This is a genomic window from Dyella sp. BiH032 (assembly GCF_031954525.1).
GTDB lineage: Bacteria > Pseudomonadota > Gammaproteobacteria > Xanthomonadales > Rhodanobacteraceae > Dyella_D.
Map to the genome: position 1 here is coordinate 1287502 of NZ_CP134867.1, position 26081 is coordinate 1313582.

Consider the following 26081-nt stretch of genomic DNA (forward strand, 5'->3'; position numbering starts at 1 on the left):
CGCACTAGCTGTGCTTGCCTCGGTACCGCACTTCGCCTTCTCCCCTCCGGGCGACCCGAAGGTAGTCCCCGTGGGAGAGAAAGCGGGATGAGGGGTGGGTGCTCGCGGGAACGCTTCTAAAGCCCCACTGGCCGTCAGCGCACCGGCTTGGCTAGTCTCAACAAATCCGCGCCGAATCCGGCCTCTTCGTAAATCTTCCGCGCCCGCTCATTACCGGGAAACACCGCCAGCGTGATCAAGTGGCAGCGGTGTTCGCGTGCCCAGGTTTCGGCGTGGTCCAGCAGTGCGCGGCCGACGCCCTTGCCTTCGTGCGATTGCGCGACGGCGACGTCGGAGATGTGGCAGTTGATGCGGCCGGTGAAGTAGTCCTGCGTCTTCTGCAGGTGGATGAAGCCCACCGGTTCGCCGTCGTCGTCCTCCGCGACGAACAGAAAGCTGTTCGCGGGCTGCTCGTCCAAGTGGCGGGAGAGGTCCTTGCGGATGCCGTCGATGCACTCGTGGCGCTTGCGCCAGGCAGGCAAGTGGAAGTCGACGAAGCGGGGAACCAGGCCGAGGATGAAATCGTCGTCGTCCTCGGCGAGGCGGATCAGGAACGTCGGGTCGCTCATGCGCTTTGGGGGCGGGCTTGGGAACCGGTTCCGGTTCTACACCCGGGACGCGGGGCAGGGAAGTCCCGTACGGCGTTTTTCCCGCCCGGAACGACAAGGCCCGGCAGAAAGCCGGGCCTTGTCGTGTCCTGCGCTCGGCAGCGCCCGGATCGGGGTTCGCCTTTGGCTCGCCCAGACCTGCGCGGCGGGTGGAGATCAGGCGATCGCCGGCAGCGTTCCCACGCCCGCTTCGATCGCCGCCTTGTGCGTCAGACAGCGCGGCAGCATGCGGGCGAAGTAGAACGCGGCGGTGTCGCGCTTGGCCTGCTTGAATGCTTCGGACTGGCTGCTGGCGTTGGCCGCGGCCACGCTGCGCGCCCACAGGTAGGCCAGGGTGGCGTAGCCGGAGTAGTACAGATAGTCGTTGGCGGCGCCGCCCAGCTCCTCCGGGTTGCCCTGCACGCGCTGGGCCAGGGCCAGGGTCATGTCGGCCCACTCCTTGGTGACCTTGGCCAGCGGGGCGATCAGCGAGGCCAGCGCGGCATCCTGCGCGTGCTTCTGGCAGAAGGCCTGGATCTCCTGCAGGAACAGCTTGAAGCCCGCGCCCTGCAGCTGGAGGATCTTGCGGCCCAGCAGGTCCGCCGCCTGGATGCCGGTGGTGCCTTCATACAGGGTGATGATGCGGGCGTCGCGCACGAACTGCTCCACGCCGCTCTCCACGATGTAGCCGTGGCCGCCGTACACCTGCAGGGCCTCCTTGGTGGCTTCCTGCGCCAGTTCGGTGACCAGGCCCTTGGCGATGGGAATCAGGAAGGCGACCAGGTCGCTGGCGTTCTTGCGGGAGGCTTCGTCGGCGCCGCGCGCTTCCACGTCGGTCTGCAGCGAGGTGTACAGCAGCAGCGCGCGCGAGCCTTCCACGATGGCGCGCTGGGTCAGCAGCATGCGGCGCACGTCCGGCTGCACTAGCAGGTTGTCGGCGGGCTTGTCAGGGAACTTCGGACCCGACAGTGCGCGGCCCTGCAGCCGCTCGCGGGCGTAGTTGGCACTGTTCTGCAGCGCGCGCTCGGAGAGCGCCAGACCCTGCACGCCCACGCCCAGGCGCGCGGCATTCATCATGGTGAACATCGCGGCCAGGCCCTTGTGCGGCTGGCCGATGAGATAACCCTCGGCGCCGTCGAAGTTCATCACGCAGGTGGCCGAGCCGCGCAGGCCCATCTTGTGCTCGATGTTGCTGGCCGCGACGGTGTTGCGCGCGCTCAGCGAGCCGTCGGCGTTCACCTTGAACTTGGGCACGATGAACATCGAGATGCCGCGGCTGCCGGCCGGCGCGTCGGGCAAGCGGGCCAGCACGAGGTGGATGATGTTCTCCGCCAGGTCGTGCTCGCCGGCGCTGATGAAAATCTTGGTGCCGGTGATCTTGTAACTGCCGTGGTCACCCGGTTCGGCGCGGGTCTTCAGCAGGCCCAGGTCCGAGCCGGCCTGCGGCTCGGTCAGGCACATGGTGCCGGTCCAGCGGCCTTCCACGATCGGCTTGAGGTAGGTGTCCTGCTGTTCTTTGGTGCCGTGCAGCTCCATCGCGTGGCAGGCGCCCTCGGATAGCAGCGGGTACAGGCTCCACGACAGGTTGCCGGCCTGGAAGATCTCGGTGGTGGCGGTGCCGAGCAGGTTAGGCAGGCCGAGGCCGCCGAAATGCTCTGCCTGGGTCAGGCCGGTCCAGCCGCCTTCGGCGAAGGCTTTGAAGGCCTCCTTGAAGCCCTTCGGCGTGGTCACGGTCTGGGTCGCCTTGTCGTAGCGGCAGCCTTCCTCGTCCCCGCTGGCATTGAACGGGGCGAGCAGCGCTTCGCTGAGGCGGCCGGCTTCATCCAGCATGGCGTCCAGCACGTCGCGCGTATGGCCCTCGCCACCCTGCAGCGAGGTGAGGACCTTTTCCGCGTCCAGCACGTCGTAGAGGGCGAAGCGCAGATCGTCGAGGGGAGCCTTGTAGATGGTCATGTGCGAAGTTCCTGCTGGGAATGCGAAAAGAAGGTGGCGCGGATCAGCGCCAGGTATGGGGGATGCCCGGCACCGGCGACAGCCAGTCGTTGCCGTGGAATTCGAAGTCGCGCGCGTCCTTGTCCTGCTCCGGCTTGGCATTGGCGCGGCCGGCGACGCTGTACGGCACCGAGCCGCCGCTGCCCTTCGCGGCGGCCGCGGCGAGCGCCTGGCTCATCTCCGGCGTGGGCAGCAGGTTGACTTGCGTGATGTCGCCGGCGAAGGCGGGGATATCCAGGTCGAAGGTGGCATGCAGCCGCACCGGCACCAGCTCCGCCACCCTCAGCTCGCCGTCGATCGAGCGGAAGTTCATGCCGGCGTAGCTGTTGTTCTGGATGCGCACGGTCAGCTGCCACTGGCCATCGGGCCGCACGGTCATCTCCTGGATGCTGACCGAGGGCGGAAACACGCTTTTGCGCGGCGGGCCACAGGCGATCAGGCCGAGCGCGAGCACGACGGGGATCAGGCGGTATAGCCGGCGGAACATGGCCTCTCCAAACGATCGTTTGAATGACGATTCTAACCATGAGTGGGGGGAGCGGGGCTAGTGGTCCGGCCGGGAACGGTCCCGGAGCGGCCGCCGTGCGGCGGCCCTCCGCGATTCCACCGTCACGCGGAAACGGGCATCATCGACGTTTTCCCCATCCAGGCCCCCCGCATGTCACGTCGTTTCGTCGCCCGCCGCTCCCCCATCCACGGCAACGGTGTCTTCGCTACCGCGCCGATCAAGAAGGGCGAGGAGATCATCGAGTACAAGGGCACGCTGATGACCCACGGCGAGGCGGACGTGCTGTACGGCGATGGCGGCGAGACCGGGCACACCTTCCTGTTCACGCTCAACGACGATTACCTGATCGACGCCAACCGCAAGGGCAATACCGCGCGCTGGATCAACCACAGCTGCGATCCCAACTGCCAGGCCCTGGTGCTGGAAGACGAAGACGGCGACCCGCGCAAGGACAGGGTGATCATCGAGGCCATCCGCAACATCAAGCCCGGCGAAGAACTCACCTACGACTACGGCATCACCCTCGACGTCCCGCACACCGCCCGCCTGAAGAAAGTGTGGAAGTGCCTCTGCGGCTCGCCGAAGTGCATCGGCACGCTGCTGAAGCCGAAGCGGGGGCGTTGAAGCAGTTAGCGACCGGTGGCTCGCCGGAATTTTTGGAACAGAAAAAGCCGCGTCACTCACGCGGCTTTTTTCTTGGCGCCGAAGGAATCGCAGCCTTCCACGCATCGCAAGCCCCGGCCCCTCATCCCGCCTTCTCCCCGGAGGGGAGAAGGAGAAGTGATGGACTGAGGCGAAAACTAAACAAGAGCGAGCGAAGCGACGCTCCGTGACGCTCTTGATTTTCCGGGTTCCCTTCGCGGCGGTGAGGGCTGGACGATCAGGCCGCCGAAGGCGGGCGGGGACAGGACGTCCCCGCCTTTTCGATTCGGGCATGGATGCCCGATCGAAAAGCCCGGCGAGCCCTCAACGCACCCGGAGCAGCGTAGGCTGCGGAGGGCGCCGCGCAGGGTGCCTTTTCTTCTTGGTTACTTCTTCTTTGGGCAAGCAAAGAAGAAGTAACTCGCTCTCCGGCAGGAGAGCGAAACCCTCGCCCCGCACGGGGCGAGACCAGACTGGCGACCACCTCGCGACCACCGAGCCATGACGCCACTGGATGACTCGCCGCGCTCGCCCCTTCGGGGCCGCCCTCCGGGCGTTCTCCGCACTTCGCGCCCTCTCCGGCCCACGCCGGAACGACCAGCAGCCCGACGATGAGCCCAGCATCGTGCACCTCTCTCGCACGAGAGCGAGAAAACGAAGCCCAGCCACCGGCACCAGGCACCCCCACCGCAACCGCCATGCAGCCATCCCCAAACCCCCATATACTCGCCACTCAGTGCCTGTCATGGGGGCTGGCACGCATCCACAAGGACGGAAGCATGGAAAAGGAACAGAACTGGTACGCCGCACCGCAGGCCGCGGTCGCCGACGTAGGGGGCCTCTCGGCGTCGGATCTCGAAGCGCGCAAAGCCAGTCGCGGACAGCGGCTCGCCGCCGCCATTCTCGACGGCGTCATCGTAGGTGTCGGCACGATCCTGGCCGTCATTGGCGGCTCCGCCGCCAGCCGTGGCGACGGCGGCGTCGTCGCCATCGCGGTGGGCGCCCTGCTCATCCTCGGTGTATTCGTCGTCAACTGCGTACTGCTGCACCAGAACGGCCAGACCATCGGCAAGCGCGTGCTCGGCTTGAAGATCGTGCGCACCAATGGCGACCGCATCGGCCTGGGCCGCATCATCGGCATGCGCATCATCCCGATCAGCCTGCTCGGCGCGATCCCGTACCTGGGCGGCCTGATCTCGCTGACGGACTCGCTGATGATCTTCGGCAACGAGCGCCGCTGCCTGCACGATCTGATCGCGGACACCATCGTCATCACCGAGTGATGCTGGATACGCTCCGGCAGATCGAAACGCCGGAAGGCGTGTTCCTTCGCCTGCGCGCGGCGGGCGCCCTGCCGCGCGCGCAGGCGTGGACGATCGATTTCGTGCTGCGCATGATGGTGTTCTGGATCGCGATGATTCCGTTGTCGCTGCTCGGGACAGCGGGCATGGGCGTGGGCACGCTGCTACTGTTCGCGCTGATGTGGATCTACGCGGTGGTGTGCGAGGTGTGGTTCGGCGGCCAGACCCTGGGCAAGCGCGCCCTTGGCCTGCGCGTGGTCAGCGCCGACGGCGCGCCGGTCACGCTGGTGCCGTCGGTGGTGCGCAACCTGCTGCGCGTGGTGGACATCCTGCCGGGCGTCTATGCGGTGGGCCTGGCCAGCACATTGATCGACCCGTATGGGCGGCGCCTGGGCGACGTGATCGCCGGCACCATGGTGATCCACGGCGGCGAACTGCCCGCAGGCAGCCAGGTGCCGGCGGTGCCCGCGATCGCGCCTCCTCCCGGCCTCGCCGCGGAAGAACAAGCCGTGATCGTGGAATTCGCCGAACGCTGCGCGCAGCTGACGCCGCAGCGCCAACAGGAACTGGCCGACCTGCTGCAGCCGGTCACCGGATGCACCGGCGACGCCGGCGTGCAGCGACTTCTCGGCTACGCCAACTGGCTGCTGGGACGCACATGAAACAGGAACGCTTCGCCGCGCTGCACAGCGACGGATGGGACGAACTGCAGCGCTGGCTCGACCTGGTCGACGCGAAGCAGCGGCAGACCCTGCGTGATCCGCGCGCCAACGGTTTTCCGGCGGAATACCGCCGGCTCTGTCATCACCTTGCGTTGGCGCGTGCGCGTGGTTACAGCCGCGAGGTGACCGACCGCCTGCAGCGCATGGTGCAGCAGGGGCACCGGCTGCTGTACCGGCCGCCTGCGCCGCGCTGGCATCGCGCGCTGATGTTCCTGGTCGCCGGTTTTCCGCGCCTGGTGCGCGCCGAATGGCGTTGCATGGCCGCGGCGGCGGCGCTGTTCCTGGTGCCCGCGCTCGGCTGCCTGATCGCCTTGCAGTTCCACCCCGAATGGGCGCACTCGCTCTTTGGCAGCGCGCAGCTGGCCGAATTCGAGAAGATGTACGACCCATCGAACGCGAAGATCGGCCGCAGCAGCGGCACCGACCTGGCGATGTTCGGTGTCTACGTGATGAACAACGTCAGCATCGCGTTCCGCACGTTTGCTTCAGGCCTGGTGTTCGGCGTCGGCGCGGTCTATGTGCTCGGCGCCAACGGCGTGATCATCGGCGGCGTGGCCGGTCATCTCACGCAGATGGGCTATGGCGGCCCGTTCTGGCGCTTCGTCGTGGCGCACGCTGCCTTCGAGCTGACCGCGCTGGTCATCGCCGGCGGCGCGGGACTCAAGCTGGGCCTCACCCTGTTGGCACCGGGCCGCCGCCGGCGCGGCCCGGCGATGGTCGCTGCCGGCTGGGTCGGCGCGCAGCTGGCGCTGGGCGCCTTCGCCATGCTGGTGATCGCGGCCGCGATCGAAGCATTCTGGTCGTCGGTCGCGGGATTTCCGGACTCGTTGAAGTTCGGCAGCGCCGCGCTGCTCTGGCTGCTGGTGCTGTGGTGGCTGGCACGCGGTGGCATGGGCATGGAGGCCGCGGATGGAGCTTGAGCGCATCACCGTCGCACTGCGCCCTCGTACCGCGCGCGAGGCGGTCGACCTGGGCGCGGCGATGCTGCGCGCGCATGCCAGGGCGGTGTGGTCGGCCTGGTTCGCCTGCAGCCTGCCGGTGGTGGCGGTGTGCATCGCAGCGGGCTGGTTGCTGCAATGGCCGTGGCTCGCCACCTTGCTGATCTGGTGGCTGCTGCCGCTGTTCGACCGCGTGCCGCTGTACGTGCTGTCGCGCGCGGTGTTCGAGCGCGCGCCACGCTGGCGCGAGACGCTGCGCGGCCAGCGCCAGTGGCCTTGGGGCGGCACCATCGCCGCGGTGACCTGGCGGCGCATCGACAGCCATCGCACGTTGCGTTTCCCGATGGAGCTGCTGGAGGGCCTGCCGTCCAGGCAGCGTCGTGAACGCTGGCGCGTGCTGCGGCGGCCGATCGGCACCGACGCATCGGCCCTGGCCTTCGGCTGCCTGGAGCTGTCGGTGGTGCTGTTCGTGGGCATGTTCCTGTGCGTGGCGCTGTTCATTCCGCCGGAGCTGATGCCCGACTGGCTGCGCGGCTCGATCGGCGGCGTCGCCCGGCGCACGCCGGAGGTGACGGGCGCCTTGATCGCCGCGACGGCCTACGTGGCCTGGAGCGCCATCGAGCCGCTGCATGTGGCCGCCGGTTTCGCGCTCTATCTCAACCGCCGCACGCAATTGGAAGCCTGGGACGTCGATCTGGCCTTCCGCCGCCTGCGCGATCACTGGCTCGCTGCCGGCCGCGGCGCCGCGCTGCTGCTCGCGCTCGCCTGCTTGTGGCCGCACGGCGCCTGGGCGCAGAAGGCGGAGGAACCGCCCGTGCAGATCGAGCACGTATTCGACCAGCCGGTCAGCGCACAGGATCAGCGTTTCGCCGAGGCGTCGGCCGAGGCTTTTCGCGATCCGCGTTTCGGCGGCGAACGCAAGGAACACCGGTGGGTGCCGCGCGAATGGTCTGTCAAGCCGAAGCCGGTGAAGATCGAGCGCATGCCGTTCGAAGGATTCGGCAATGCGGTCGCCATCGGCGTGAAGGGGCTCGTCGCGCTCGTGCTCATCGCCCTGGTGGTGGCCGTCGCGATCTTCCTGTTGCGTCGCGCAAGGCTGCCCGCTGTCGGCGTGCGCTCGCGTCACGAAGCGACGCTGGAAACGCATCTGGAAACGATCGAAGCGGAGGCACACCTGCCCGACGACCTTGCCGCCGCCACGCGCCGCCTGTGGCAGGGCGGGCGTCGCCGCGAGGCGCTCGCGCTGTTGTACCGCGGTTGTGCCGAGGCCGTGGCCGAAGCCTTGCAGACCTCGGTCCCCGCCGACGCCACGGAGGCCGACTGCCTGCGCAGCGCGCGCCGGCTCGAAGAATCCCGCCGGCGGCGCGCGGAAACCATCGTGCGCGCTTGGCAGTACGCCGCGTACGCGGATCGTTATCCGCGCGACGAGGACTTCGAGCAACTCCTCGCCGGCTGGCCAGCCGCGGCAAGAGGTGCCGCATGAACCGCATTCCGCCGCTGGCGATCGTGCTGGCCGCACTGGCCTTGCTCGGCGTCATCGCGTTCTTCACCTTGTTCGAGCGCAAGGAAATCACAGTGACCACGCCATCGCGCGGCGAGGCGGCCTACAACCGCTTCTTCGCGCTGGAGCGGGCGCTGGCGAAACTCGACGTGCCGGTCAGCTCGATCGCCACGTTGTCGCCGCGACGCGTGCCGCTCGCCGCGGAAGACACGCTGGTGCTCGGCGCGGGCCTGGAGCGCATCGAGGTAAACGACGCCGAGCGCATCGCCGAATGGGTGCGCGGCGGCGGCCATCTCGTGCTCTCGCCGGGGCCGGCGGACGAAGCCTCCCACACGCCGCTGTTCGAGGCGCTGGACATGCTCGCGCCTGAGCGCGCGGGCGATGGCTGCACGCGTCTCGTCGCTGAGGCGGCCGCTTCCGCGAAGGAAGGCGGCAATTTCGAGCTGTGCGGTCCGCGATTCCGGCTCAATGATGAAGCTGCCGAGAACCTGGATGCCTGGGTGGGCGACGATCGGCAGGGCTATGCGTTCGCGCGAATCACCGTCGGCGACGGGCAGGTGAGCCTGCTTTCCAACCTCGCCCCCCTGTCGAACCGCTCGCTGAGCCATCTCGCGCAACAGCGTTTCGCGTGGCGTTTGCTTATGCCGTTCGAGCGCGACGGACACGTCTGGCTGCTCTACGCCTTGGATGGCCCGTCGTTCTGGCTGGCGCTGTTCACGCGCGGCTGGCCTGGCCTGGTCGCGCTCACGCTGCTGCTGCTGGCCTGGATGGCCGCGCGCGGCGAGCGGCTCGGACCGCTCATGCCCGCGCCGCCGCTGCAACGGCGCGCGCTGCTGGAGCACGTGCAGGCCGCCGGGGAATTCCTCTACCGCCGCGACGCCGGCCTCGGCCTGCATGGCCTGGCCTGCCGCGCCGCGCTGGCGCGCGTGCGCCGGCTGGATCCCGCCAGCGCCGGGCTGGACGGCCAGGCGCTCTACGAACGCCTGGCCGAACGCCACGGCATCGACCCCGCGCAACTGGCGCGGGCTTTCCAGATTCCCGCGAACGCCGCCGCGTTCCGCGACAGCATCGCCACCCTGGCGCGACTCAGGAGCCGCCCATGACGACCGATTCCACTTCTCCCGCGTTCGCGCCGGAACCCATCGCGCCGGTACCGCCGTTCGACGTACTGGTGGCACGCATCGCCTCGCTGCGCGAGCAGGTCTCGCGCGCCTTCATCGGGCAGGAGCGCGTGTTCGACGAAGTGTTGCTGGCCCTGCTGGCCGGCGGCCACGTGCTGATCGAAGGCGTGCCGGGCCTGGGCAAGACCCTGCTGGTGCGCGCGCTGGCCGCGGCGGTGAGCTGCAGCTTCGGCCGCGTGCAGTTCACGCCCGACCTGATGCCCACCGACGTCACCGGCCATGCGATCTACGACCCGAAGGCGGAGCGCTTCCAGATCCGTCGCGGACCGGTCTTTGCCAACTTGCTGTTGGCGGATGAGATCAACCGCGCGCCGGCCAAGACGCAGGCCGCGCTGCTCGAATCCATGCAGGAAGGGCAGGTGACCATCGAGGGCCGGCGCTTCCCGCTGCCGGCGCCGTTCATGGTGGTGGCCACGCAGAACCCGATCGAGCAGGAAGGCACGTATCCGCTGCCGGAGGCGCAGCTGGACCGCTTCCTCATCAAGGTGCTGATCGACTATCCGTCGCTGGAGGACGAGAAGCGCATGGTCGACGAGGTGCTCAGCGGCCGCGTCGCGGCGGACCTGGACGTCTCCCGCGTGAACCCGGTGCTGAGCCAGCCGGAGCTGCTCGCGTTGCAGCAGGGCGTGGCCGCGCTGCGCGTCGACGCGGCGGTGATCGACTATGCCGTGCGCATCGCCCGCGGCACGCGCGAATGGCCGGGCGTGCTCGGCGGCGCAGGTCCGCGCGGCGCGCTGGCGCTGGTGCGCCTGGCGCGTGCGCAGGCGGTGCTGGACGGCCGCGACTTCGTCACGCCGGACGACGTACGCGCAGTCGCGCTGCCCGCGCTGCGCCATCGCCTGCTGTTGGCGCCGGAGGCGCTGATCGAACGCCAGCGGCCGGACGACGTGCTGAAGGCGCTGTTGCACAAGGTCGCCGCGCCCCGCCAATGATGCGACCGGCTTCCGCGCTGCTGTGGCTGCTGCTCGGCTGGACCGGGCTGGGGGTGCTGGCCGCGATCGGCTGGCTGCCGCTCATCGCGTGGTTCGCCGCGGCCGCGCTGATCGGCGTGTTGGCCGCCGTCGACGCCTGGCGCCTGCGCGCCGAACCCAGTCCGCTGGTCCAGCGCGAACTGCCGCCCGTGGTGCCGCTCGGCCCCGAGCTGGTGGTGTGGCTGCGGTTGCGTCCGCGCGGCAAGCGCCCGGTCGCGTTCGAACTGCACGATCTGCATCCGGGCGACTGGCCCGTGCGCGGCATGCCGCGCCGGCTGGTGCTGCCGCCGGGGCGCGAGCTGGCGCTCGACTATGCGCTCACGCCCAACGGCCGCGGCCGTTTCGACTTCACCGGCTGCCACTTGCGCTTGCGCTCGCCCTGGCGGCTGTGGACGCAGCGGCGTACCGCCGGCGATCCGGCGAGCCTGCGTGTCTATCCGAACTTCGCGCCACTGGCGCGCATGGCCGGCCTGAGCGTGGAAGTCGCGTCGCGCAGCGTGGGCGCCCGCCTGCAGCGGCGCCGCGGCGAAGGCACCGAGTTCCATGAATTGCGCGATTACCGGATCGGCGACAGCCTGCGCAAGATCGATTGGAAAGCCACCGCGCGCGCGTCCCGGCTGGTCTCGCGCGAATACCGGGACGAGCGCAACCAGCAGGTGGTGCTGCTATTGGATTGCGGCCGTCGCATGCTCGCGCAGGACGACCGTCTCGCGCATTTCGACCACGTGCTCAACGCCTCGCTGGCGCTCGCCTACATTGCCCTGCGCCAGGGCGACTCGGTGGGCATGCTCGCTTGCGCGGGCGAAGACCTGCGCTGGCTGCCGCCGCAGCAGGGTAGCGGCGGCATGGACATGCTGCTGGGTGCCGGCTACGACCTGCAGCCCCGGCCGGTGGCCACCGACTACCTCGCCGCCGCCAGCGCGCTGCAGTCGCGCCAGCAGCGTCGCGCCTTCGTGGTGCTGGTGACGAATGTGCGGGACGAGGACGACCAGGAATTGCGCATGGCCGTGCGGCTGCTGTCGCGCCGCCATCTGGTGCTGGTGGTGAGCCTGCGCGAACTGGCGCTGGACCAGGCCGCCGCGCACGTAGGCGAAGAGGTGGACACGGCGATCCGCGCCGCCGCGGCCATGGACTATCTCGCGCAGCGCGACGCGATGCACGATGCGCTGCGCCGCGAGGGCGTGGCGATGCTGGACGTGCGCTGCCACGAACTCTCAGGCGTCCTGGTGGAACGCTATCTGGCGGTGAAGCGCGCCGGTCGCCTGTAAACGTAGGTTGGGGTGAGCCAACAGCGAACCCAACGGCGCCGCATCGATGGAGGCCCGCTGGGATTCATTCCAACCACTAGTGATGTTCACGTGTCGTTGCCGTAATCGATCGCGACGATCTCCACCTTCAGATCGCCTGCGGGCCGCTGCCAGGTCACTTCGTCGCCCACCCGCGCGCCGATCAGCGCCCGTGCCAGCGGCGAGACATAGCTGACCAGCCCGTGTTCGGCATCCGCCTCGTCCTCGCCGACGATGCGGTAGCTGTGTTCGCCTTCTTCATCCGAATCCACGGTCACGCCGGCGCCGAACGCCACGCGATCGCGCGGCTGCTGAGTCAGGTCGATCTCGATCGCGCTGGCGACGCGCGTCTTCAGCCAGCGCAGCTCGCGCTCCAGCGCGGCCAGCTCGCCCTGCTGGGCCAGTTCCGGCTCGTCTGCCTTGAGTTCGTCGCGCCGCGCCTGCACGGTATCAAGCCGTTCGCGCAGGCGGGCCAGACCGCTCGGCGTGACGTAGTTCGGGTGCTCGCTCACCGCGATGTCCGGCAGGGCGTCGCCCGCGTTGTCGTCGGCGTCTTTCACGAAGGCACGGCTCATGGCGTTCTCCCGCGCCCCGTCTGACGGGGCGCAATACTTCATCCCTACATAGGCATACACATGGCGGCGCGGTGGCGCGGCTCAAGCACCGGCACTGCGCCCATCTTGGGCGGTGAAGAAGGCGTCAGTCTTCCTCGACCTTCGGCTTCCATGCCTCGCTGAGCTGTTTCTGCACCGGAGAAGGCACCGGCTCGTAGTGGCTCAGGTCGAGGCTGTAGCGACCGCGGCCGCCGGTCACCGCCTTCAGCTCGGAGGGGTAGTCGATCAGTTCCGCCAGCGGCGCCTGCGCCTTGATCACCAGCTCGCCGCCGCGCTGCGTGTCGGTGCCGAGGATGCGCGCGCGCTTGCCGGCGAGCCCGCCGGTGACATCGCCCACATTGGCTTCCGGAATCGCCACTTCCACGTCGACGATCGGCTCCAGCACCACCGGGCGCGCCTTGCCTACGGCGTCCAGGAAGGCCTTCTTGCCGGCGGAGACGAAGGCCACTTCCTTGGAGTCGACCGGATGGTACTTGCCGTCGTACACGGTCACGCGCAGGTCCTGCATCGGATAGCCGGCCACGGCGCCGTTTTCCATCGCCTGGCGCACGCCTTTCTCGATCGCCGGCAGGAACTGGTTGGGGATCACGCCGCCTTTCACTTCGTCGACGAATTCGAAACCCGCGCCGCGGTCCAGCGGCTCGACGCGCAGGAACACCTCGCCGAACTGCCCGGCGCCCCCGGTCTGCTTCTTGTGGCGATGGTGGCCGTCGGCGCGCGAAGCGATGGTTTCGCGATACGCCACGCGCGGAGGGTGGGTGATCACCTCCACGCCATAGCGTTCCTTCATGCGTTCGAGCATCACCTTCAGGTGCAGGTCGGACAGGCCGCGCACCACGGTCTCGTTGAGTTCCTTATGATGCTCGACGCGGAAGCAAGGGTCTTCCTCGGCCAGCCGCGACAGCGCCTGCGACAGTTTCTGCTCCTGGCCCTTGTGCTTGGGCTCCAGTGCCAGGCCGAACATCGGTTGCGGAAAGCGCAGTGGCGCGAGATGGATGCGGTCCTCGTCGTGCGAATCGTGCAGTACCGCATCGAAATGGATGTCCTCCACCTTCGCCACCGCGGCGATGTCGCCGGGGATGGCCTGCTCGATCTCCACGTGCTGCTTGCCGTTGAGGCGGAACAGATGCCCCACCTTGAACGGCTTGCGCCCGTCGTCGATGAACAGCTGCGTGTCGCGGCGGATCGTGCCCTGCCAGACGCGGAACACGCCGAGCTTGCCGACGAAGGGGTCGTTGACGATCTTGAATACGTCCGCGATGACGTGCTTCGTCGGGTCGGCCGTGACGTCGATGGGCTCGTCCTTCGCGTTGAGGAACGGCGGCGGATTGCCTTCGGCCGGATTCGGCAGCAGCTGCTCCGCCAGTTCCAGGAACTCCGCCACGCCCGCGCCGGTGCGCGCGCTGACGAAGCAGATCGGCACGAGATGGCCTTCGCGCAGGCACTGCTCGAACGCGTCGTGCAGCTGCTCGGGCGTGAGCGCTTCTTCGCCCGCGTCCAGGTACGAACCCATCACCGTTTCGTTGATCTCCACCACCTGGTCGAGGATGCGCTGGTGCGCTTCGGTCAGCGAGGAGAAATCGGTGGCGCCGTCGCGGTGGAAGAAGCAGTCCAGCACCTTCGTGCCGCCCTCGGCGGGCAGGTTCACCGGCAGGCATTCGTTGCCGAACTCTTCGCGCAAGGCGTCCACCAGGTCGCCCAGGCGCGCGACGTCGGCGTCGATCTTGTTGACCACCAGCACGCGCGCGAGGCCGCGCTCGCGGGCGCGCTCCATCATGCGGCGCGTGCCGTACTCGATGCCGTTGGCGGCATTCACCACGATGGCGACGGTCTCGACCGCCGCGAATGCCGACAGCGCGCCGCCGCGGAAATCCGCGTAGCCGGCGGTGTCGATCAATTGGAGATGGCAGTGGGGAAGGTCGATGCCGGCGACGCAGCTATCGATGGAATGGCCGCGCGCCTTTTCCTGGCTGTCGGTATCCGATTGCGTGGAGCCGCGCTCCACCGATCCCTGCGTCTGAATGACGCCTCCGGCATGCAGCAAGGCCTCGAACAGCGTGGTCTTGCCCGCGCCGGCATGGCCGGCGAGCGCGATGTTGCGGATGTTTTCCGTGTTGTACGACACGATGCGACCCTCCTCTAGCAGAGTGCGGTCGTCGACCTGCGGCGCCGCACGACGCCGCGCGAAGCGGCTGGCGATGGCGGGCCGTCATGGCGGGTCCGGGCGTCCGGGACGCGGGGGCGGTCATGGCGGGAGTACGGCGCGGAGGCGCCGTCCGCATAGCCTTGTGCCGGCGGGCGGCAGGGTCAAGCTGCACCGCACGGGAACTGGCGCGGGAACCGGTGCGGGAACCCCGGCGGGTCGGACTTGTCTTGGTTGTTCCCGTGCGGTCCTCCACGCGGGCTTCACTTTCGCGCCAAGGTCACCGTCATCGAACACGCACCGCAGGTCGAACATCACCGCTGGAACGCTCCGGAAGGGCGCGACCGCGGCCTGGCGCCGCTGGACGGTCCGACCCGCGCGCTGCTGCACCAGCTGCGCTGGCGCCGGCCGCCGCGCGATCGGCGGCGATTCTGGGTGGGCGTGTCCGCGGCGCTGGCGCTGCATCTGGTCTTCGTCGCCCTGACCTGGTGGGAAATGCGTCCGCGCCCTGGCGAGCCGCTGCCGCCGCCGCGCAGCGGCGATGCGCTGCAGGTGCGCTTCATCCCGCGCGGTGCGGTGCGCCCCTCGGCGCCGCCTCCCGTCGAGACATCGCCACCCCCGCTGCCGCCCGCACCCCGAGTGGCGCCCGTGCGCGAGCCGCCGGCAAAGAACGCGATGACCGCCAGCCTGCCTACGCCGGCACCGGCCTCGAGCGCGCCTGCGGCGGTTGCACCGGCACCACGCCTCTACGGTGCGGACGGCCGTCCGCTGCTGCCCGCCACCGGGCCCGCGCCGGCGTCCACCGCCGGCTACGTGGAACGCGGCGTGGTGGGCGACGGCCAGGTCATGCGGCACGACACGCCGGTGAAGTACCAGGCCACGCGCTTCGACAAGGACTGGGACAAGGGCAACGCCTTCGACAGCGCGCTCAAGCGCCTGGTGGACAAGACCACGGTCAAGAAGACCGTCACCCTCGCGCCTGGCCTGCGCATCCATTGCGCGGTGGCGCTCGCGGCGCTGGCCGGCGGATGCGGCGGCGATCCGCCCTCGCCGCCGTCGGCCAAGGACGGCGACGAGCGCCTCAGCATGGCGCCGGCCCGTTCGCTCGCGCCGCCTCCCGGTCCGCCGGAGCCGCCGCCGAGCGAAGAGGCGTGCATCGCGATCTACCGCGACGGCAAGCCGCTGCCGCACGGCTGTCCGGTGGACACGCCCACCCGCGCCGTGGACGCGGAACTGCGCGAGCGCGCCGCGAAGGAAGCGAAGGCGAAAGCGAACGGCGGCTGAGCCTCGCGAGGCGACCCCGGCCGTCCGGCGCGACGCAGCGGAACGCCGGTTCCGCCCGCTACACTGCGCCGCATGTCTTCGCCTCCCCAGGAACCGTCCAGCGCGGCCCCCGTCATCGTGTCGCTGCCTTCGCCGCGCGAAGCGGCCACGCGCGCGGCGGTCTACCGCAATCGCCGCAAGGAGCGCCCGCGCGATCGCCTGCTGCGACTGCTGGGCCTGCTGGGCGCGCTGCTGGTCCATCTGGCGGTGCTGTTCGGCGCGATCCTGGGGCCTGCCTACGACCTGGTCGAGCCGCCGTCGGAGCACACTCCCGCGCTGCAGGTACGCCTGATCGAGAAGAAGAAGGACGAGCCGCCGCCCCCGCCGCCGGTGCGCGGCACGCCGCCGAAGGAAGTGGGCCCCGTGCGCAAGGCCGGCGGTGCACCCACCGTCGTGCGCACGCAGCGCGCCAGCACCAACTCCACCCGCACCGACGCGGACATCGCGCCGGTGCCGGTCCCCGCCCTGGAGACGCCCGTGGTCGTGGTGAAGGCGCATCCCAGTGCGCCGAAGCCGGAGCCGGTCGCCGCGCCGCGGCCGGCCGTCACCTTGCCCAAGCCGTCGCCCGCGCCCGAATTGCAGCCGGTGCCGACCAGCGCCGAGCCGCCGCAAGTCACGCTGGAGACCCCGCCGGCACCGCAGCCTGTGCCGCCGAAATTTCAGCCCGAGCCCGTGCGCAAGGCGCAGGCCGAAGGCACGCAGCCGATGCCGCCGCCAGCGTCGCTCGCACTGCCGGACGTGCCGGCGCCATCGGCCCCGCAGGTGAGCGCGCCGGCCATCGCCATGGAACACGCGGTGCCCAAGCCCACGCCGCCCAGTCCGCCGCAGGCCATCCGCGCGGAAACCGTCGCCGCACCCAGCGAGCCCGAGCTGCAAGCCGTGCCGTTGCCGGCGCAGGCCGCGCCGACAGTGAATCTGCAGACCCAGGCGAACGTGACCACGGCCGTGGTGCCGAAGGAGCAGGCCCGCGTCCAGGCGCCTTCTATCCGCGTCGCCGAGGCGGAACTCGAAGCCGTGCCGCTCACGGAGAACGCGCGTCCCAGCCTCGACAAGCCCCAGGCGCCGCGCCTGGAAACCGCGGCGCCCAAGGCCGTCGCGCTCGATCGCGCGCCATCGCTGGAGCGTCCGCAGATCCAGCCGGAACCGGCGGCCGCCGCCGAAGCGGCCCAGGCGGCGAACCAGCCGGCCGCAGCGAACGCGGCGAGCCAGGCCGCGTCGAGCCAGGCCGGTCCCACCAGCAGTGCGCCGGCGGGCCAGACGGCGCAGGGCGCCGAGCCGGGCAAGAGCAGCGCGCCGAACGCGACGCCGCAGGGCAGCGAGACCGGCACACCCGGGGCTTCGGCGAACGGTGTCGCGTCTTCGCCGGGCGGGCCGGGCAAGAGCGGGCTCAATCTTTCTCTTCCGCCGGGCCAGGGAAATGGCCAGGGGAACGGGCAGGGCAACGGGCCCGGCAGCGGAGCCGGCGAAGGCCAGCAGGGCGTCACCGGCAGCTATGTGCAGCTGCAGCCGCGCGGCAACACCGAGATCATGGAACACCGCGCGCCGAACATCGGCTACAAGTCCACGCGTTTCGAGAAGGACTGGACGCCCGAAGGCGAGAGTTCGATCGACACGGCGCTGCGCCGCGCCGTAGAGAAGACCACCGTGCGCCACACCTTCCACCTGCCGCGTGGCGTGCGCGTGGAGTGCGTGGTGATGCCGCTGTTCCCGGTGGGCCTGTTCGGTTGCGGCAACGGCGATCCGCCGCCGAAGCCGGTGGACGACAAGGTCTACGAGAAGATGAAGCTCGCCCCGGCCAACCCGCTGGTGCCGCCGGCGCCCGCCGCCTCCGCCGCGCCGGCTGCGGGGCCGATCAAGCTGGACAACAGTGCGCAGTGCGCGACGGCGCGGGTGACGGGTGGGCCATTGCCGCCGGGGTGCGTGGACGATCGCCTGCCGGCAGGACGAGCCGCGCCGGCCAAGGCGGCGACGGCGCCGGCATCGTGGGTGCCGGCGAGCGACCAGTTCCATTGAGCGCGCGGTAGCGGAAAGTTTCAGCCGCTGGCGCCGGCCAACACGCTGTCGTCGATATCGCACCAGCGGCGCTTGCCCAGCAGAGCCATGGCAATGCGCAGCTCCTCGCCGAACCCATCCAACATGTGGCGCACGCCATCCTCGCCCGCGGCTGCCAGGGCATAACCCCAGGGCCGCCCGATCCAGCCGGCTTCGGCGCCCAGCGCGCGCAGCCGGACGAGATCGGCCCCTTCGCGGATGCCTCCGTCGACGAATAGCGGGCCGTGGCTGGGCAGGCGATCCCGCAGGCGCGCCAGCGCATCGAGTACGGCGAGGCTGCCGTCGAGCTGGCGGCCGCCATGATTGCTGACGACCAGCGCATCCGCGCCCTGCGCGAATGCCTCGGCGGCATCTTCCGGATGCAGCACGCCCTTGATCCAGAGCTGGCCCGGCCAGTGGCGGCGCAGCCATGCCACGTCGGACCAGCGCAGTTGCGGGTCGACCTCGCGGAGAAAGAAATCCGCGCTTTCGCCATCGGCATAGCGGGCGATGGTGCCGAAGCGCGGCGTGGCCAGGTGCCGGCGCGACCACGCCCAGCGCGGATGGCGCAGCACGTCCAGGCGCATGCGCGCATCCATGCGCGGCAGGCCATAGAAGCCGCTGCGCACGTCGCGATAGCGGCGCCCGTGCACGGGCACGTCCACGGTCAGCACCAGCGCTCGCACGGCGATGGCCTGCGCGCGCTGGAGTATGTCTTCGACCATGCCGCGGTCCCGCAGCATGTACAGCTGCAGGTACAGTTCGGCCGTCGGCGCGGCGGCGCGCACTTCTTCCATGCCGGCGATGGATGCCATGGCCAGGCACAGCGGCACTCCGGCGGCTGCCGCGGCGCGCGCCACGGCCTGCTCCTGTCCCGGGTGGAACAATCCCGCGAACGCCAGCGGCGCCAGCACCAGGGGCAGGGCGCAAGCGGTCCCCGCAAAATGCACCGTGGCATCTACCGGCAGGCAGGTGCGGAGCACGCGCGGATACAACAACGTGCGAGCGAATGCCTCCCGGTTGGCTGCCGCAGTGCGTTCGAGCTCCGCGGCGCCATCGAGAAAATCGAACAGGAACCGTGGCAGGCGTCGCGCCGCGATGGCGCGCAAGTCGTCCACGCCAGCGCAACCGGCGCACGCGTCCTTCATGCCGCGTATTCCGCACGCTCCAGCGGCATGCACTGGCCCACCCGTGCCGCCACGTGGTCGGCGTTGCGTGCGAAGTAGATCAGCTTGGTGGCCGCGTTCGTGATGAAGTCGTCCGACTCAACGCGTACGCCCGCGTAATCGCGATGATGGACGTCACTGTCCTTGTCCCAGAGATCGCATTCGCCGCGCGTGCGCACCACACCGAACTTCAGGGTAACCGGCACGGCTTCGCCCATGGCTGGGATGAAGCGTGCCACGCCGTGGCGCAAGGCGTCGGCAAGGCGCTGCGATTCGGCGGCGTCCACGCCGCCGCACAGGATGCGGTTGATCTTCGCCAGCGCTTCCTCGTCGCCCGCCTGCGCGGCGCCGATATTGGTCACCGGCGCATAAGTCATCATGCCCTCGCCGTCGTTCATGTTCGAGAACATGGCGAACGGCCCCATGCAGAAAAACATCGAGGACCGCTCGCGGAGGCGCGGCGGCAGCTTCGCGCGCAACAGCACCTTGAGCCGGTTGACCGCGCCTTCCTGGACGGGCAGGCCGGCCATGGCGTTGACCGTGTCGATGTTCTGCCAGGCGCAGTTGATCACCATCTGCGCGTCGAAGCGATGCAGGCGTCCGTCCGGACCACGGGCACCGACCGACCATGCGAACTTCCGGTTGTGGTGCAGGGCTTCCACGGCATGGCCTTCGTAAACATCGATGCGCGGCGACGCACGCACCTGTGCGTCGAGGCGGGAACGTATCTCGGGCCAGTCCATCAGCACTTCGGCCGTGTCCACGCCCATGCATATCTCGTCCGGATTGGTGTAGGCGCCATACTCTTCTTCGCGCAGGCGGCGAAGGAAGGAGCCCGGTTCGCCGAACGGCAGGGCGCGGTGGGAGCGCTGCCACGCCCGGGCATAGCGTTCGGCCAGCATGTCGTGCACCGCGGCGATTTCCTCGGTGCCGAACAGCGAGTCGCGCGCGACGAAGTACTGCGCGCGCCGCAGCGGATGTCCCAAGGGAAGCTGGCGGCCGAGCGTGGCGTGCGGGTACCGCGTCACCAGGTCGATGGTGGTATCGAAGAGCATGGCCGCGGTATTCGGCGTCGCGTAGTGGAAGCCCATGCCCAGCCGGCCGGGCGTGTTGTTGCTGGTGCCGGAAAGCAGCGGAAGGGCGTCGAACAGGCTAACGGCGTAACCCTTTTCCGCTAGGGCGATGGCGCTGGCGACACCGGCGACGCCGCCACCTACGATCGCGACACGAGGACGCGTCTGCATGATCTTTCTCCTTGCCGTTGTGTGATTTCCCGACGCCGTGGTTTTCGTGTCGCGACGCCCGCGAAACCAAGGCATGCGCATGCGTGCCGTGGTTTCAGTCCTTCGCGGACAGGCAGCGGGCGTTACGCGGGATGGCGCGGAACAGCGGCAATTCGTAGGACTCCGAGGCCGGGCGCGCGAGCACGCGAACGCGCGTGCCCAGCGCGTGAGCGTCGGACTGGAGAGAGATCGCCAGAGTCGGTGCGGCGAATGGCGGGCATGCCGCCATTCGCCGCATCTTCATCGGGCCGTCAGCGCGGCCTGGGAACGTCTTACTTGAAGTCCACCGCCAGCCTCGCGAACCACGCGGCGCCGTTCAAGCCGAACTGCACGGCCTCGTACTTGAAACCGTTGTCCGTCTCGTCCGGATTCTGCTTCGTCGGGAACTTGTCGAAGATGTTCGCGCCGCCGACGGTGAGCTTGATCTGGTCGTTGAAGTGGTAGGTCACGCTGACGTCGGCGGAGGTCTTGTCGGCGTAGTGCTGGTTCGGCACGGGCGGTCCGCTGAAGGTGCCCAGGGTCATCGGGCCGAAGTAGATGAACTTCCAGCTTGCCTCCCAGGGACCGCGGCCGTAATCGAAGCCGAGGATGGCCTTCGAACTCGGCGCCCCGTCCTCCAGGAACAGGCGTTCGCGGTCGGACAGCAGCACGTCTTCGCGGCCGGCCAGCGCGGGCGGAGCGTGGATGCGCTTGACGCGGGTGAACGAGCGGTTGAAGCCGAAGTTCGTGCGCAGCGTACCGCCGCCCAGGTCTATGCGATGGCTGGCGGTGAAATCCAGGCCCTTGGTCGTGGTATCGACGGAGTTGACGAAGAATTGCGCCTGGCCCACGCCGAGGCGTTCGAGGATCGCGCCGATGTTCGGATCGCTGGTGTCGAAACGGCCGCTCAGCACGATGCGGTCGTCGATGTCGATGCGATAGCCGTCCAGGGTGAACTGCAGGTCGTTGCGCGGCGACCAGGTCGCGCCCAGGGTGTAGCTCCTGGACTTTTCTTCCTTCAACGGCGGGATGCCCGCGGCATTGGCGATCGCGCCGCCGTTGGGCGCCAGCACCACGTCGACCGGCTGGCCGCTGACGAAGTCGGTGAAGGTGGAGGAGAACCAGCGCTGCTGCAGCGAGGGCGCGCGGAAGCCGGTGGAGAAGGAGCCGCGCAGCAACAGCTTGTCGGTGGCGTGGAAGGCCGCGGCCAGCTTGCCCGTGGTAGTGGAGCCGAAGTCGCTGTAGTGCTCGTAGCGCACCGCGGCGTCGGTGAGGAAGCGCTCCGTCCAATCCGTTTCCACGTCGGCATAGGCGGCGTAGCTGTGGCGGCTCTGGTTGGTGGCGTCGCCGGGCTGGAAGCCGGGGAAACCCTGGCTGCCCGCGCTGCCCCCGCCGGGGCCGTCCGCATCGATGTACGAGCCCGGCTCGCCGGGCTTGATGCGGTAATTCTCGCGGCGGTATTCCGCGCCGAAGGCGATGTTGAGGCCGGCGAGGATGTCGCCGTAATAGCGCGACAGATCGAGGTTGGTCGTTTCCTGCTCGAACGAGAAACCGCCCGCGTGGAAACGGTTGGGGCTCAGGCCGGGCCCGCCGGCGAGCAGGTCGGCGTTGGCGATCGAAGCGTTGAGCGTGTTGCTGATGTTGTCCTGCAGCGCGTTGTAGCCGTAGGTTTGCGACAGGTCGGCGCGCCAGTCGCCGAAGTTGTCCCATACGCCGAGGATGGCGTAGCGGTCCTTGATGGCGCCATTGATGTACGGCACGAAGCCATCCGGGTACATCGCCGCCGAGTTGCGCGACGGAATGTCGTCCGAACCGATACCGCCGCGCGCGAACGCCGCCGAAGACGCGGAGCGGTTCTGGATGCCGCCGGTGAAGTACAGGTGGGCGGATTCGGCGACCGGCACTTCGCCGTTGACGTAGAGCGTCTCGTTGTCGACCTTGGTGTCGCCGATGATGCGCGGGCTGTCCGGATCGGAGCGATTGGAGCGGCCGCGCTTTTGCCATTCCGCGGTTACGCCGACGCTGCCGCCGTTGTCGAAGCGGAAGCCGCAGTACGCCGAGGTGAGGTAGTTCTTGCCGTCGCCGCGGGTGTATTCGCCGAAGCCGGTCACGCCCTCGCAACCGGGACTCTTCTTCAGCACGATGTTCATCACGCCGGCGATGGCGTCGGATCCATACTGCGCCGCGGCGCCGTCGCGCAGTACTTCGACGCGCTCGATGGCGAGCGAGGGAATCGCGTTGAGGTCGGTGCCGGTGTTGCCGCGGTTGCGTGCGCCGAACAGGTTCACCAGCGCCACGCTGTGACGGCGCTTGCCGTTTTCCAGCACCAGGGTCTGGTCCGAGCCGAGGCCGCGCAGCGCGGCCGAGTCGACCAGGTCGGCGTTGTCGGCGCCGGTCTGCCGCACCGACGTGAAGGACGGCACCGTGTACTGCAGGTTCTGCGCGAGGTCGAACTGCGGACTCTGTTCGGCCAGCTTCTGCATGGGGATCACGTCGACCGGCACCGGCGTTTCGGTTTCCGATCCGCCGACGCGGCGCGAGCCGAGCACGGTGACGCCCTCGAGATTGGTCGCTTTCTTCTGGTCGGCCGACGGTGCGGCCTGCGCCGTGTCGGCGCTCTTGGCATCCTGTGCCGTCGCGGACGCGGCGAAGCCGGCCACGGCCAGCGCGATGGCCGTGCAAAGCACGGTCTTGCGTGAGTAGTGCATTCCACCCTCCCCGGTGAATATCGTCCCCCCGACGGGCAGACTAAGCGACGCGCGCGGTCGCTGAAAACCCAGGCAGCGCACACGACGGACATGTCAGTGGTGCGCGAGCCTCCACATGGTGTTCACGCCGGTCGTGCATGAGCGAGACGCGTGGCGGCGTGGCGCCACGTTCAAAATGCGGGCAGGTTGGCGAGGGTGGTCGTACGCCACGTTCCCTGTGCGATCGGCGCGCGTCCGTGCGGCTGCTTCAGAGCAGCCGCAGTAGTTCCTTCATCAGCGGCAGGCGGCGCACGCGCACCGCGCTCACGCGGAACACGGCGTTCGCCAGGGCCGGCGCCGCGGTGGGCATGGCGAGGAAGCTTGCGCCGGCAGGATCGCGATCGCCGGGGACCACGATCACGTCCACGCTGTCGGGCAGCTGCGCCATGCTCGCCAGCGGATACTCCTTGTAGTCGCGCTGCTGCGGCTGGCCGTCCTTGAAGGTGACGGCGAGATTGAGCGCGCTCGAGAGCGCATCCAGCGTGGCGCCGGCCACCTGGCCTTCCAGGCCGAGCGGATTGATCACGCGGCCCACGTCCACCACGCAGACGGCACGTTCGATAGTGAGCTTGTTGCCCTGAAGCGAGGTCTCGACCGCGTGCGCCACGTAGGCGCCGTCCATGTGCCAGCAGGCGATGCCCAGGCCGTTCACCGTGCGCAGCCAGTTCTTCCACTCGATGCGGTCGGCGGCCAGCTTCAGCACGTTGATCAGCCGCCCGGTGTCGAACGAGCCGCCGCCTTGCAGCGGCACCTCGCGCGCATCGCCGAGCAGGCGCAGGCGCGTGTCGAGCGGGTCTTCCTTCAGAGCGTGCGCGATCTCGTCGATGAAGCTCTCCACCGCGAAGGCATTGCCGACGTGTGGCATGCCGCGATGCGGGCCGCGCGGCAGCGCCGACTGCACGGCGTACCAGTCGCTGCGGTAGTTCGGCACCAGCCCGGCGGGCATCTGGTTGACGTCCACTTCGGACGTCCACAGGCGCTGTTCCGGCGTGCCGCGGTGCGCGAGCGCGGAGGCGCTGGCCATGCGTTGTTCCCAGCTGGCGATCTGGCGCTTGCGGTCCAGCGTGGCGCTGAGCTTGTGCACGCTGGCGGAACGGTAGAAGTCGTGCGTCAGGTCCTCGTCGCGCGTCCACAGCAGGCGCACGGGGCGATCGGCGAGCTTGGCCAGCATCACCGCTTCAGCCACGAAGTCGTGGTCCAGGCGGCGACCGTAGCCGCCGCCGACGCGCGGCACGCGGATCTCGATCTGGTCGGGCTTGAAGCCGGTCAGGCGCTGCACCACCGACCACGCACGCTGCGGCGCCTGGGTGGGCACGACCAGCACGGCGCGGTCCTTGTCCACGCGGACCAGGCAGTTCATCGGCTCCGCCGTGGCGTGCGCCAGCCACGGCTGCACGTAGGTGGCGTCGACGCGGCGTGCGGCCTTCTTCGCGACGCCATCCACGTCGCCGTCGTTGCGCACGCGCGTGGTGGGCGCGGCGTCCTTGGCATTGACCAGCTCGGTGGCCTGCTGTTCGAGCGTGGCGCTGGATTCGCTGCCGCTGGGGCCGGCCTTCCATTGCAGCTTGAGCTTGGCGCGAGCCTGCAGCGCCGCCCAGGTGTCCTCCGCCAGGATGGCGACGGAAGGCGCGAGCGGCGTCTCGCCCGGCAGCAGGCCGGGCTCGGGCCGGAGCTCCACCACTTTCACGACGCCCTTCACGGCTTCGGCGTCGCGGAAATCCTTGTCGGCCAGCACGCCGTCGGTCCATGGACAGTGCAGCAGCACGGCGACCAGCGAATCGCCGAAATGACTGTCGATGGCGAACTGGGCCTGGCCCGTAACGATGGCCCGCGCATCCACGTCGCCGGCCGGCTGGCCGATCAGCGTGTAGCGGTCGGGCGTCTTCACCGCGACCGGGCTCGGCGGCGGCGCGACCTTGGAGGCGGCTTCGGCCAGCGTGCCGTAGTCGAAGCGGCGGCCGTCCGGCGAAATCACCGCGCCCCCCTGCGTGCGCAGGCGGTCGGCCGGCACGCCCAGGCGGCGCGCGGCGGCCTGCATCAGCAGCCAGCGCGCGAGCGCGCCGGCCTGGCGCAGATCGCTCCATGCGGCCGGCACGGAGCTGCCAGTGCCGCCGATCTGGTGGCCGTAGATCCAGCGCGGTTCGCCGTTGCCGTTCTCCACGCCCAGGCCCAGCGGCACCACGCTCACTCGCGACCAGTCCGCGTCGAGTTCGTCGGCGACGATGCGGGGCAGGGCGGTGGACGTGCCGGTGCCGGTTTCCGGATCGCGCGCGCCGATCAGTACGTTGCCGTCGGCATCGATGCGCACGTAGGCGCCCAGGCCGTAGAGGGCATCGCCGAGCATGGCAGGCGGCACCGGCGGTTCGCCCGCCTCGGCGAGGCGCACGCCGACGATCAGGGCGCCGGCGGTGCCGGCCATCACCTGCAGGAAACGGCGGCGCGCCGGCAGCGCGGGCGTCGGGGCGGTGTCGTCGCGGCGGCTCATGCGCGGCCTCCGGCCATGGCTGCGGCCGCACGCTTGATCGCGCGGCGCACGCGCGTCTGGCAACCGCAGCGGCACAGATTGGGCAACTGGTCGATGTCGTTGTCGCTCGGCTGGGGATGGCGGTTGAGCAGGTCGAGCGAGGCCATCAGCCAGCCGGGCGTGCAATAGCCGCAGCCGATGGCGTCCTCGTCCACGAAGGCCTGCTGCAGCGGATGCAGCTTGCCGTCGGCGGCGGCGAGCCCTTCGACGGTGGTGATCTTCTTGTCGGCCAGCTCGTGCACGCGCACCGCCGAGGCCGGCGTCAGCTTGTTGTTCACCAGCACCAGGTCGGCGCCGCCCAGTCCGTGCTCGCTCGCGTATTTGGTGCCGGTGAGCCGCAGGACGTCGCGCAGGTACCACAGCAGCGGCATGTCCGGGTCGCCGGAATGGCGGAATCGGCGGCCGTTGATCTCCAGGTCGACGCCGTCGCGCACCTTCTCGGGAGTGATGTTGCTGGTCGGATTGCTTGCCAGGGCCTGGGCCTGCGCCATCGTGGAACTCTCCTTGCCGATCCGCGCATTGTGGCATCGCGGCGGCGGGCTTGGGGACTGCGCGGGCGCGAAAAGACCGCCCCGCGTTCATGCTGGGGGCGGACGACCGCGA

At 69.4% G+C, this 26081-nt stretch carries 21 protein-coding genes; 10 read left to right on the forward strand and 11 right to left on the reverse strand.

Annotated features, from left to right (window positions below; genetic code table 11):
• Positions 1 to 134 precede the first annotated feature (134 nt).
• The 3 genes from RKE25_RS05575 to RKE25_RS05585 all read right to left on the reverse strand — a co-directional run bounded on the left by RKE25_RS05575 (position 135) and on the right by RKE25_RS05585 (position 3105).
• Complete coding sequence (locus RKE25_RS05575; RefSeq protein WP_311841265.1) at positions 135 to 608, reverse strand: GNAT family N-acetyltransferase; 474 nt, start codon at positions 606 to 608, stop codon at positions 135 to 137.
• Between the two features lie 195 nt (positions 609 to 803).
• The gene (locus tag RKE25_RS05580; protein ID WP_311841266.1) at positions 804 to 2579 is read right to left on the reverse strand and encodes an acyl-CoA dehydrogenase C-terminal domain-containing protein; all 1776 of its coding nucleotides are present in this window, start codon (positions 2577 to 2579) and stop codon (positions 804 to 806) included.
• Between the two features lie 43 nt (positions 2580 to 2622).
• Complete coding sequence (locus tag RKE25_RS05585) at positions 2623 to 3105, reverse strand: hypothetical protein (RefSeq protein WP_311841267.1); 483 nt, start codon at positions 3103 to 3105, stop codon at positions 2623 to 2625.
• A 171-nt stretch (positions 3106 to 3276) separates the two neighbouring features.
• Here RKE25_RS05585 and RKE25_RS05590 point away from each other — a divergent pair, with 171 nt between their 5' ends.
• The 8 genes from RKE25_RS05590 to RKE25_RS05625 all read left to right on the forward strand — a co-directional run bounded on the left by RKE25_RS05590 (position 3277) and on the right by RKE25_RS05625 (position 11650).
• On the forward strand, positions 3277 to 3750 hold the full coding sequence (locus RKE25_RS05590) for an SET domain-containing protein-lysine N-methyltransferase (RefSeq protein WP_311841268.1): 474 nt from the start codon (positions 3277 to 3279) through the stop codon (positions 3748 to 3750).
• Positions 3751 to 4547: 797 nt separating this feature from the next.
• The gene (locus RKE25_RS05595) at positions 4548 to 5051 is read left to right on the forward strand and encodes an RDD family protein (RefSeq protein WP_311841269.1); all 504 of its coding nucleotides are present in this window, start codon (positions 4548 to 4550) and stop codon (positions 5049 to 5051) included.
• A complete protein-coding gene (locus tag RKE25_RS05600) occupies positions 5051 to 5731 on the forward strand; it encodes an RDD family protein (protein WP_311841270.1) in 681 nt (226 codons plus the stop codon). The genes RKE25_RS05595 and RKE25_RS05600 overlap by 1 nt, the downstream gene beginning before the upstream one ends.
• Positions 5728 to 6711 (forward strand): stage II sporulation protein M, encoded by a 984-nt coding sequence (locus tag RKE25_RS05605; protein ID WP_311841271.1) that lies wholly within the window; start codon positions 5728 to 5730, stop codon positions 6709 to 6711. The genes RKE25_RS05600 and RKE25_RS05605 overlap by 4 nt, the downstream gene beginning before the upstream one ends.
• The gene (locus tag RKE25_RS05610; RefSeq protein WP_311841272.1) at positions 6701 to 8212 is read left to right on the forward strand and encodes a DUF4129 domain-containing protein; all 1512 of its coding nucleotides are present in this window, start codon (positions 6701 to 6703) and stop codon (positions 8210 to 8212) included. Before RKE25_RS05605 ends, RKE25_RS05610 begins: the two co-directional genes overlap by 11 nt.
• A complete protein-coding gene (locus RKE25_RS05615) occupies positions 8209 to 9333 on the forward strand; it encodes a DUF4350 domain-containing protein (protein ID WP_311841273.1) in 1125 nt (374 codons plus the stop codon). Before RKE25_RS05610 ends, RKE25_RS05615 begins: the two co-directional genes overlap by 4 nt.
• Positions 9330 to 10343: a MoxR family ATPase gene (locus RKE25_RS05620; RefSeq protein WP_311841274.1), complete on the forward strand. Its 1014-nt coding sequence runs from the start codon at positions 9330 to 9332 to the stop codon at positions 10341 to 10343. The genes RKE25_RS05615 and RKE25_RS05620 overlap by 4 nt, the downstream gene beginning before the upstream one ends.
• Positions 10343 to 11650: a DUF58 domain-containing protein gene (locus tag RKE25_RS05625; protein WP_311842340.1), complete on the forward strand. Its 1308-nt coding sequence runs from the start codon at positions 10343 to 10345 to the stop codon at positions 11648 to 11650. The genes RKE25_RS05620 and RKE25_RS05625 overlap by 1 nt, the downstream gene beginning before the upstream one ends.
• An 86-nt stretch (positions 11651 to 11736) precedes the next feature.
• Here the strand turns inward: RKE25_RS05625 and RKE25_RS05630 are convergent, their stop codons facing one another.
• On the reverse strand, positions 11737 to 12243 hold the full coding sequence (locus RKE25_RS05630) for a GreA/GreB family elongation factor (RefSeq protein WP_311841275.1): 507 nt from the start codon (positions 12241 to 12243) through the stop codon (positions 11737 to 11739).
• 124 nt (positions 12244 to 12367) lie between these two features.
• A complete protein-coding gene (fusA, locus tag RKE25_RS05635; RefSeq protein ID WP_311841276.1) occupies positions 12368 to 14407 on the reverse strand; it encodes an elongation factor G in 2040 nt (679 codons plus the stop codon).
• 243 nt (positions 14408 to 14650) lie between these two features.
• Between fusA and RKE25_RS05640 the strand changes: the two genes are divergently transcribed.
• Both RKE25_RS05640 and RKE25_RS05645 read left to right on the forward strand, forming a co-directional pair.
• Entirely contained in the window at positions 14651 to 15709 is a 1059-nt protein-coding gene (locus RKE25_RS05640; RefSeq protein ID WP_311841277.1) for a hypothetical protein, read from the forward strand.
• A 72-nt stretch (positions 15710 to 15781) separates the two neighbouring features.
• The gene (locus tag RKE25_RS05645) at positions 15782 to 17761 is read left to right on the forward strand and encodes a hypothetical protein (RefSeq protein ID WP_311841278.1); all 1980 of its coding nucleotides are present in this window, start codon (positions 15782 to 15784) and stop codon (positions 17759 to 17761) included.
• A gap of 20 nt (positions 17762 to 17781) precedes the next feature.
• Here the strand turns inward: RKE25_RS05645 and RKE25_RS05650 are convergent, their stop codons facing one another.
• The 6 genes from RKE25_RS05650 to RKE25_RS05675 all read right to left on the reverse strand — a co-directional run bounded on the left by RKE25_RS05650 (position 17782) and on the right by RKE25_RS05675 (position 25969).
• Complete coding sequence (locus RKE25_RS05650; RefSeq protein WP_311841279.1) at positions 17782 to 18927, reverse strand: alpha-hydroxy acid oxidase; 1146 nt, start codon at positions 18925 to 18927, stop codon at positions 17782 to 17784.
• Complete coding sequence (locus tag RKE25_RS05655) at positions 18924 to 20189, reverse strand: FAD-dependent oxidoreductase (protein WP_311841280.1); 1266 nt, start codon at positions 20187 to 20189, stop codon at positions 18924 to 18926. The genes RKE25_RS05650 and RKE25_RS05655 overlap by 4 nt, the downstream gene beginning before the upstream one ends.
• Positions 20190 to 20283: 94 nt before the next feature.
• Entirely contained in the window at positions 20284 to 20472 is a 189-nt protein-coding gene (locus tag RKE25_RS05660; protein WP_311841281.1) for a hypothetical protein, read from the reverse strand.
• 28 nt (positions 20473 to 20500) lie between these two features.
• Positions 20501 to 22915 carry a TonB-dependent receptor gene (locus RKE25_RS05665; protein WP_311841282.1) on the reverse strand — a complete coding sequence of 805 codons (2415 nt, stop codon included), beginning with the start codon at positions 22913 to 22915 and terminating at the stop codon, positions 20501 to 20503.
• Positions 22916 to 23162: 247 nt separating this feature from the next.
• Positions 23163 to 25439 (reverse strand): molybdopterin cofactor-binding domain-containing protein, encoded by a 2277-nt coding sequence (locus RKE25_RS05670; RefSeq protein ID WP_311841283.1) that lies wholly within the window; start codon positions 25437 to 25439, stop codon positions 23163 to 23165.
• Complete coding sequence (locus RKE25_RS05675; RefSeq protein WP_311841284.1) at positions 25436 to 25969, reverse strand: 2Fe-2S iron-sulfur cluster-binding protein; 534 nt, start codon at positions 25967 to 25969, stop codon at positions 25436 to 25438. The genes RKE25_RS05670 and RKE25_RS05675 overlap by 4 nt, the downstream gene beginning before the upstream one ends.
• Positions 25970 to 26081 lie beyond the last annotated feature (112 nt).

Bases quoted from the DNA above. Each gene is read 5' to 3' on its own strand.
- RKE25_RS05575 (WP_311841265.1), bottom strand. From the start codon at position 608: ATGAGCGACCCGACGTTCCTGATCCGCCTCGCCGAGGACGACGACGAT.
- RKE25_RS05580 (WP_311841266.1), bottom strand. From the start codon at position 2,579: ATGACCATCTACAAGGCTCCCCTCGACGATCTGCGCTTCGCCCTCTAC.
- RKE25_RS05585 (WP_311841267.1), bottom strand. From the start codon at position 3,105: ATGTTCCGCCGGCTATACCGCCTGATCCCCGTCGTGCTCGCGCTCGGC.
- RKE25_RS05590 (WP_311841268.1), top strand. From the start codon at position 3,277: ATGTCACGTCGTTTCGTCGCCCGCCGCTCCCCCATCCACGGCAACGGT.
- RKE25_RS05595 (WP_311841269.1), top strand. From the start codon at position 4,548: ATGGAAAAGGAACAGAACTGGTACGCCGCACCGCAGGCCGCGGTCGCC.
- RKE25_RS05600 (WP_311841270.1), top strand. From the start codon at position 5,051: ATGCTGGATACGCTCCGGCAGATCGAAACGCCGGAAGGCGTGTTCCTT.
- RKE25_RS05605 (WP_311841271.1), top strand. From the start codon at position 5,728: ATGAAACAGGAACGCTTCGCCGCGCTGCACAGCGACGGATGGGACGAA.
- RKE25_RS05610 (WP_311841272.1), top strand. From the start codon at position 6,701: ATGGAGCTTGAGCGCATCACCGTCGCACTGCGCCCTCGTACCGCGCGC.
- RKE25_RS05615 (WP_311841273.1), top strand. From the start codon at position 8,209: ATGAACCGCATTCCGCCGCTGGCGATCGTGCTGGCCGCACTGGCCTTG.
- RKE25_RS05620 (WP_311841274.1), top strand. From the start codon at position 9,330: ATGACGACCGATTCCACTTCTCCCGCGTTCGCGCCGGAACCCATCGCG.
- RKE25_RS05625 (WP_311842340.1), top strand. From the start codon at position 10,343: ATGCGACCGGCTTCCGCGCTGCTGTGGCTGCTGCTCGGCTGGACCGGG.
- RKE25_RS05630 (WP_311841275.1), bottom strand. From the start codon at position 12,243: ATGAGCCGTGCCTTCGTGAAAGACGCCGACGACAACGCGGGCGACGCC.
- RKE25_RS05645 (WP_311841278.1), top strand. From the start codon at position 15,782: ATGTCTTCGCCTCCCCAGGAACCGTCCAGCGCGGCCCCCGTCATCGTG.
- RKE25_RS05650 (WP_311841279.1), bottom strand. From the start codon at position 18,927: ATGAAGGACGCGTGCGCCGGTTGCGCTGGCGTGGACGACTTGCGCGCC.
- RKE25_RS05655 (WP_311841280.1), bottom strand. From the start codon at position 20,189: ATGCAGACGCGTCCTCGTGTCGCGATCGTAGGTGGCGGCGTCGCCGGT.
- RKE25_RS05660 (WP_311841281.1), bottom strand. From the start codon at position 20,472: ATGAAGATGCGGCGAATGGCGGCATGCCCGCCATTCGCCGCACCGACT.
- RKE25_RS05665 (WP_311841282.1), bottom strand. From the start codon at position 22,915: ATGCACTACTCACGCAAGACCGTGCTTTGCACGGCCATCGCGCTGGCC.
- RKE25_RS05670 (WP_311841283.1), bottom strand. From the start codon at position 25,439: ATGAGCCGCCGCGACGACACCGCCCCGACGCCCGCGCTGCCGGCGCGC.
- RKE25_RS05675 (WP_311841284.1), bottom strand. From the start codon at position 25,969: ATGGCGCAGGCCCAGGCCCTGGCAAGCAATCCGACCAGCAACATCACT.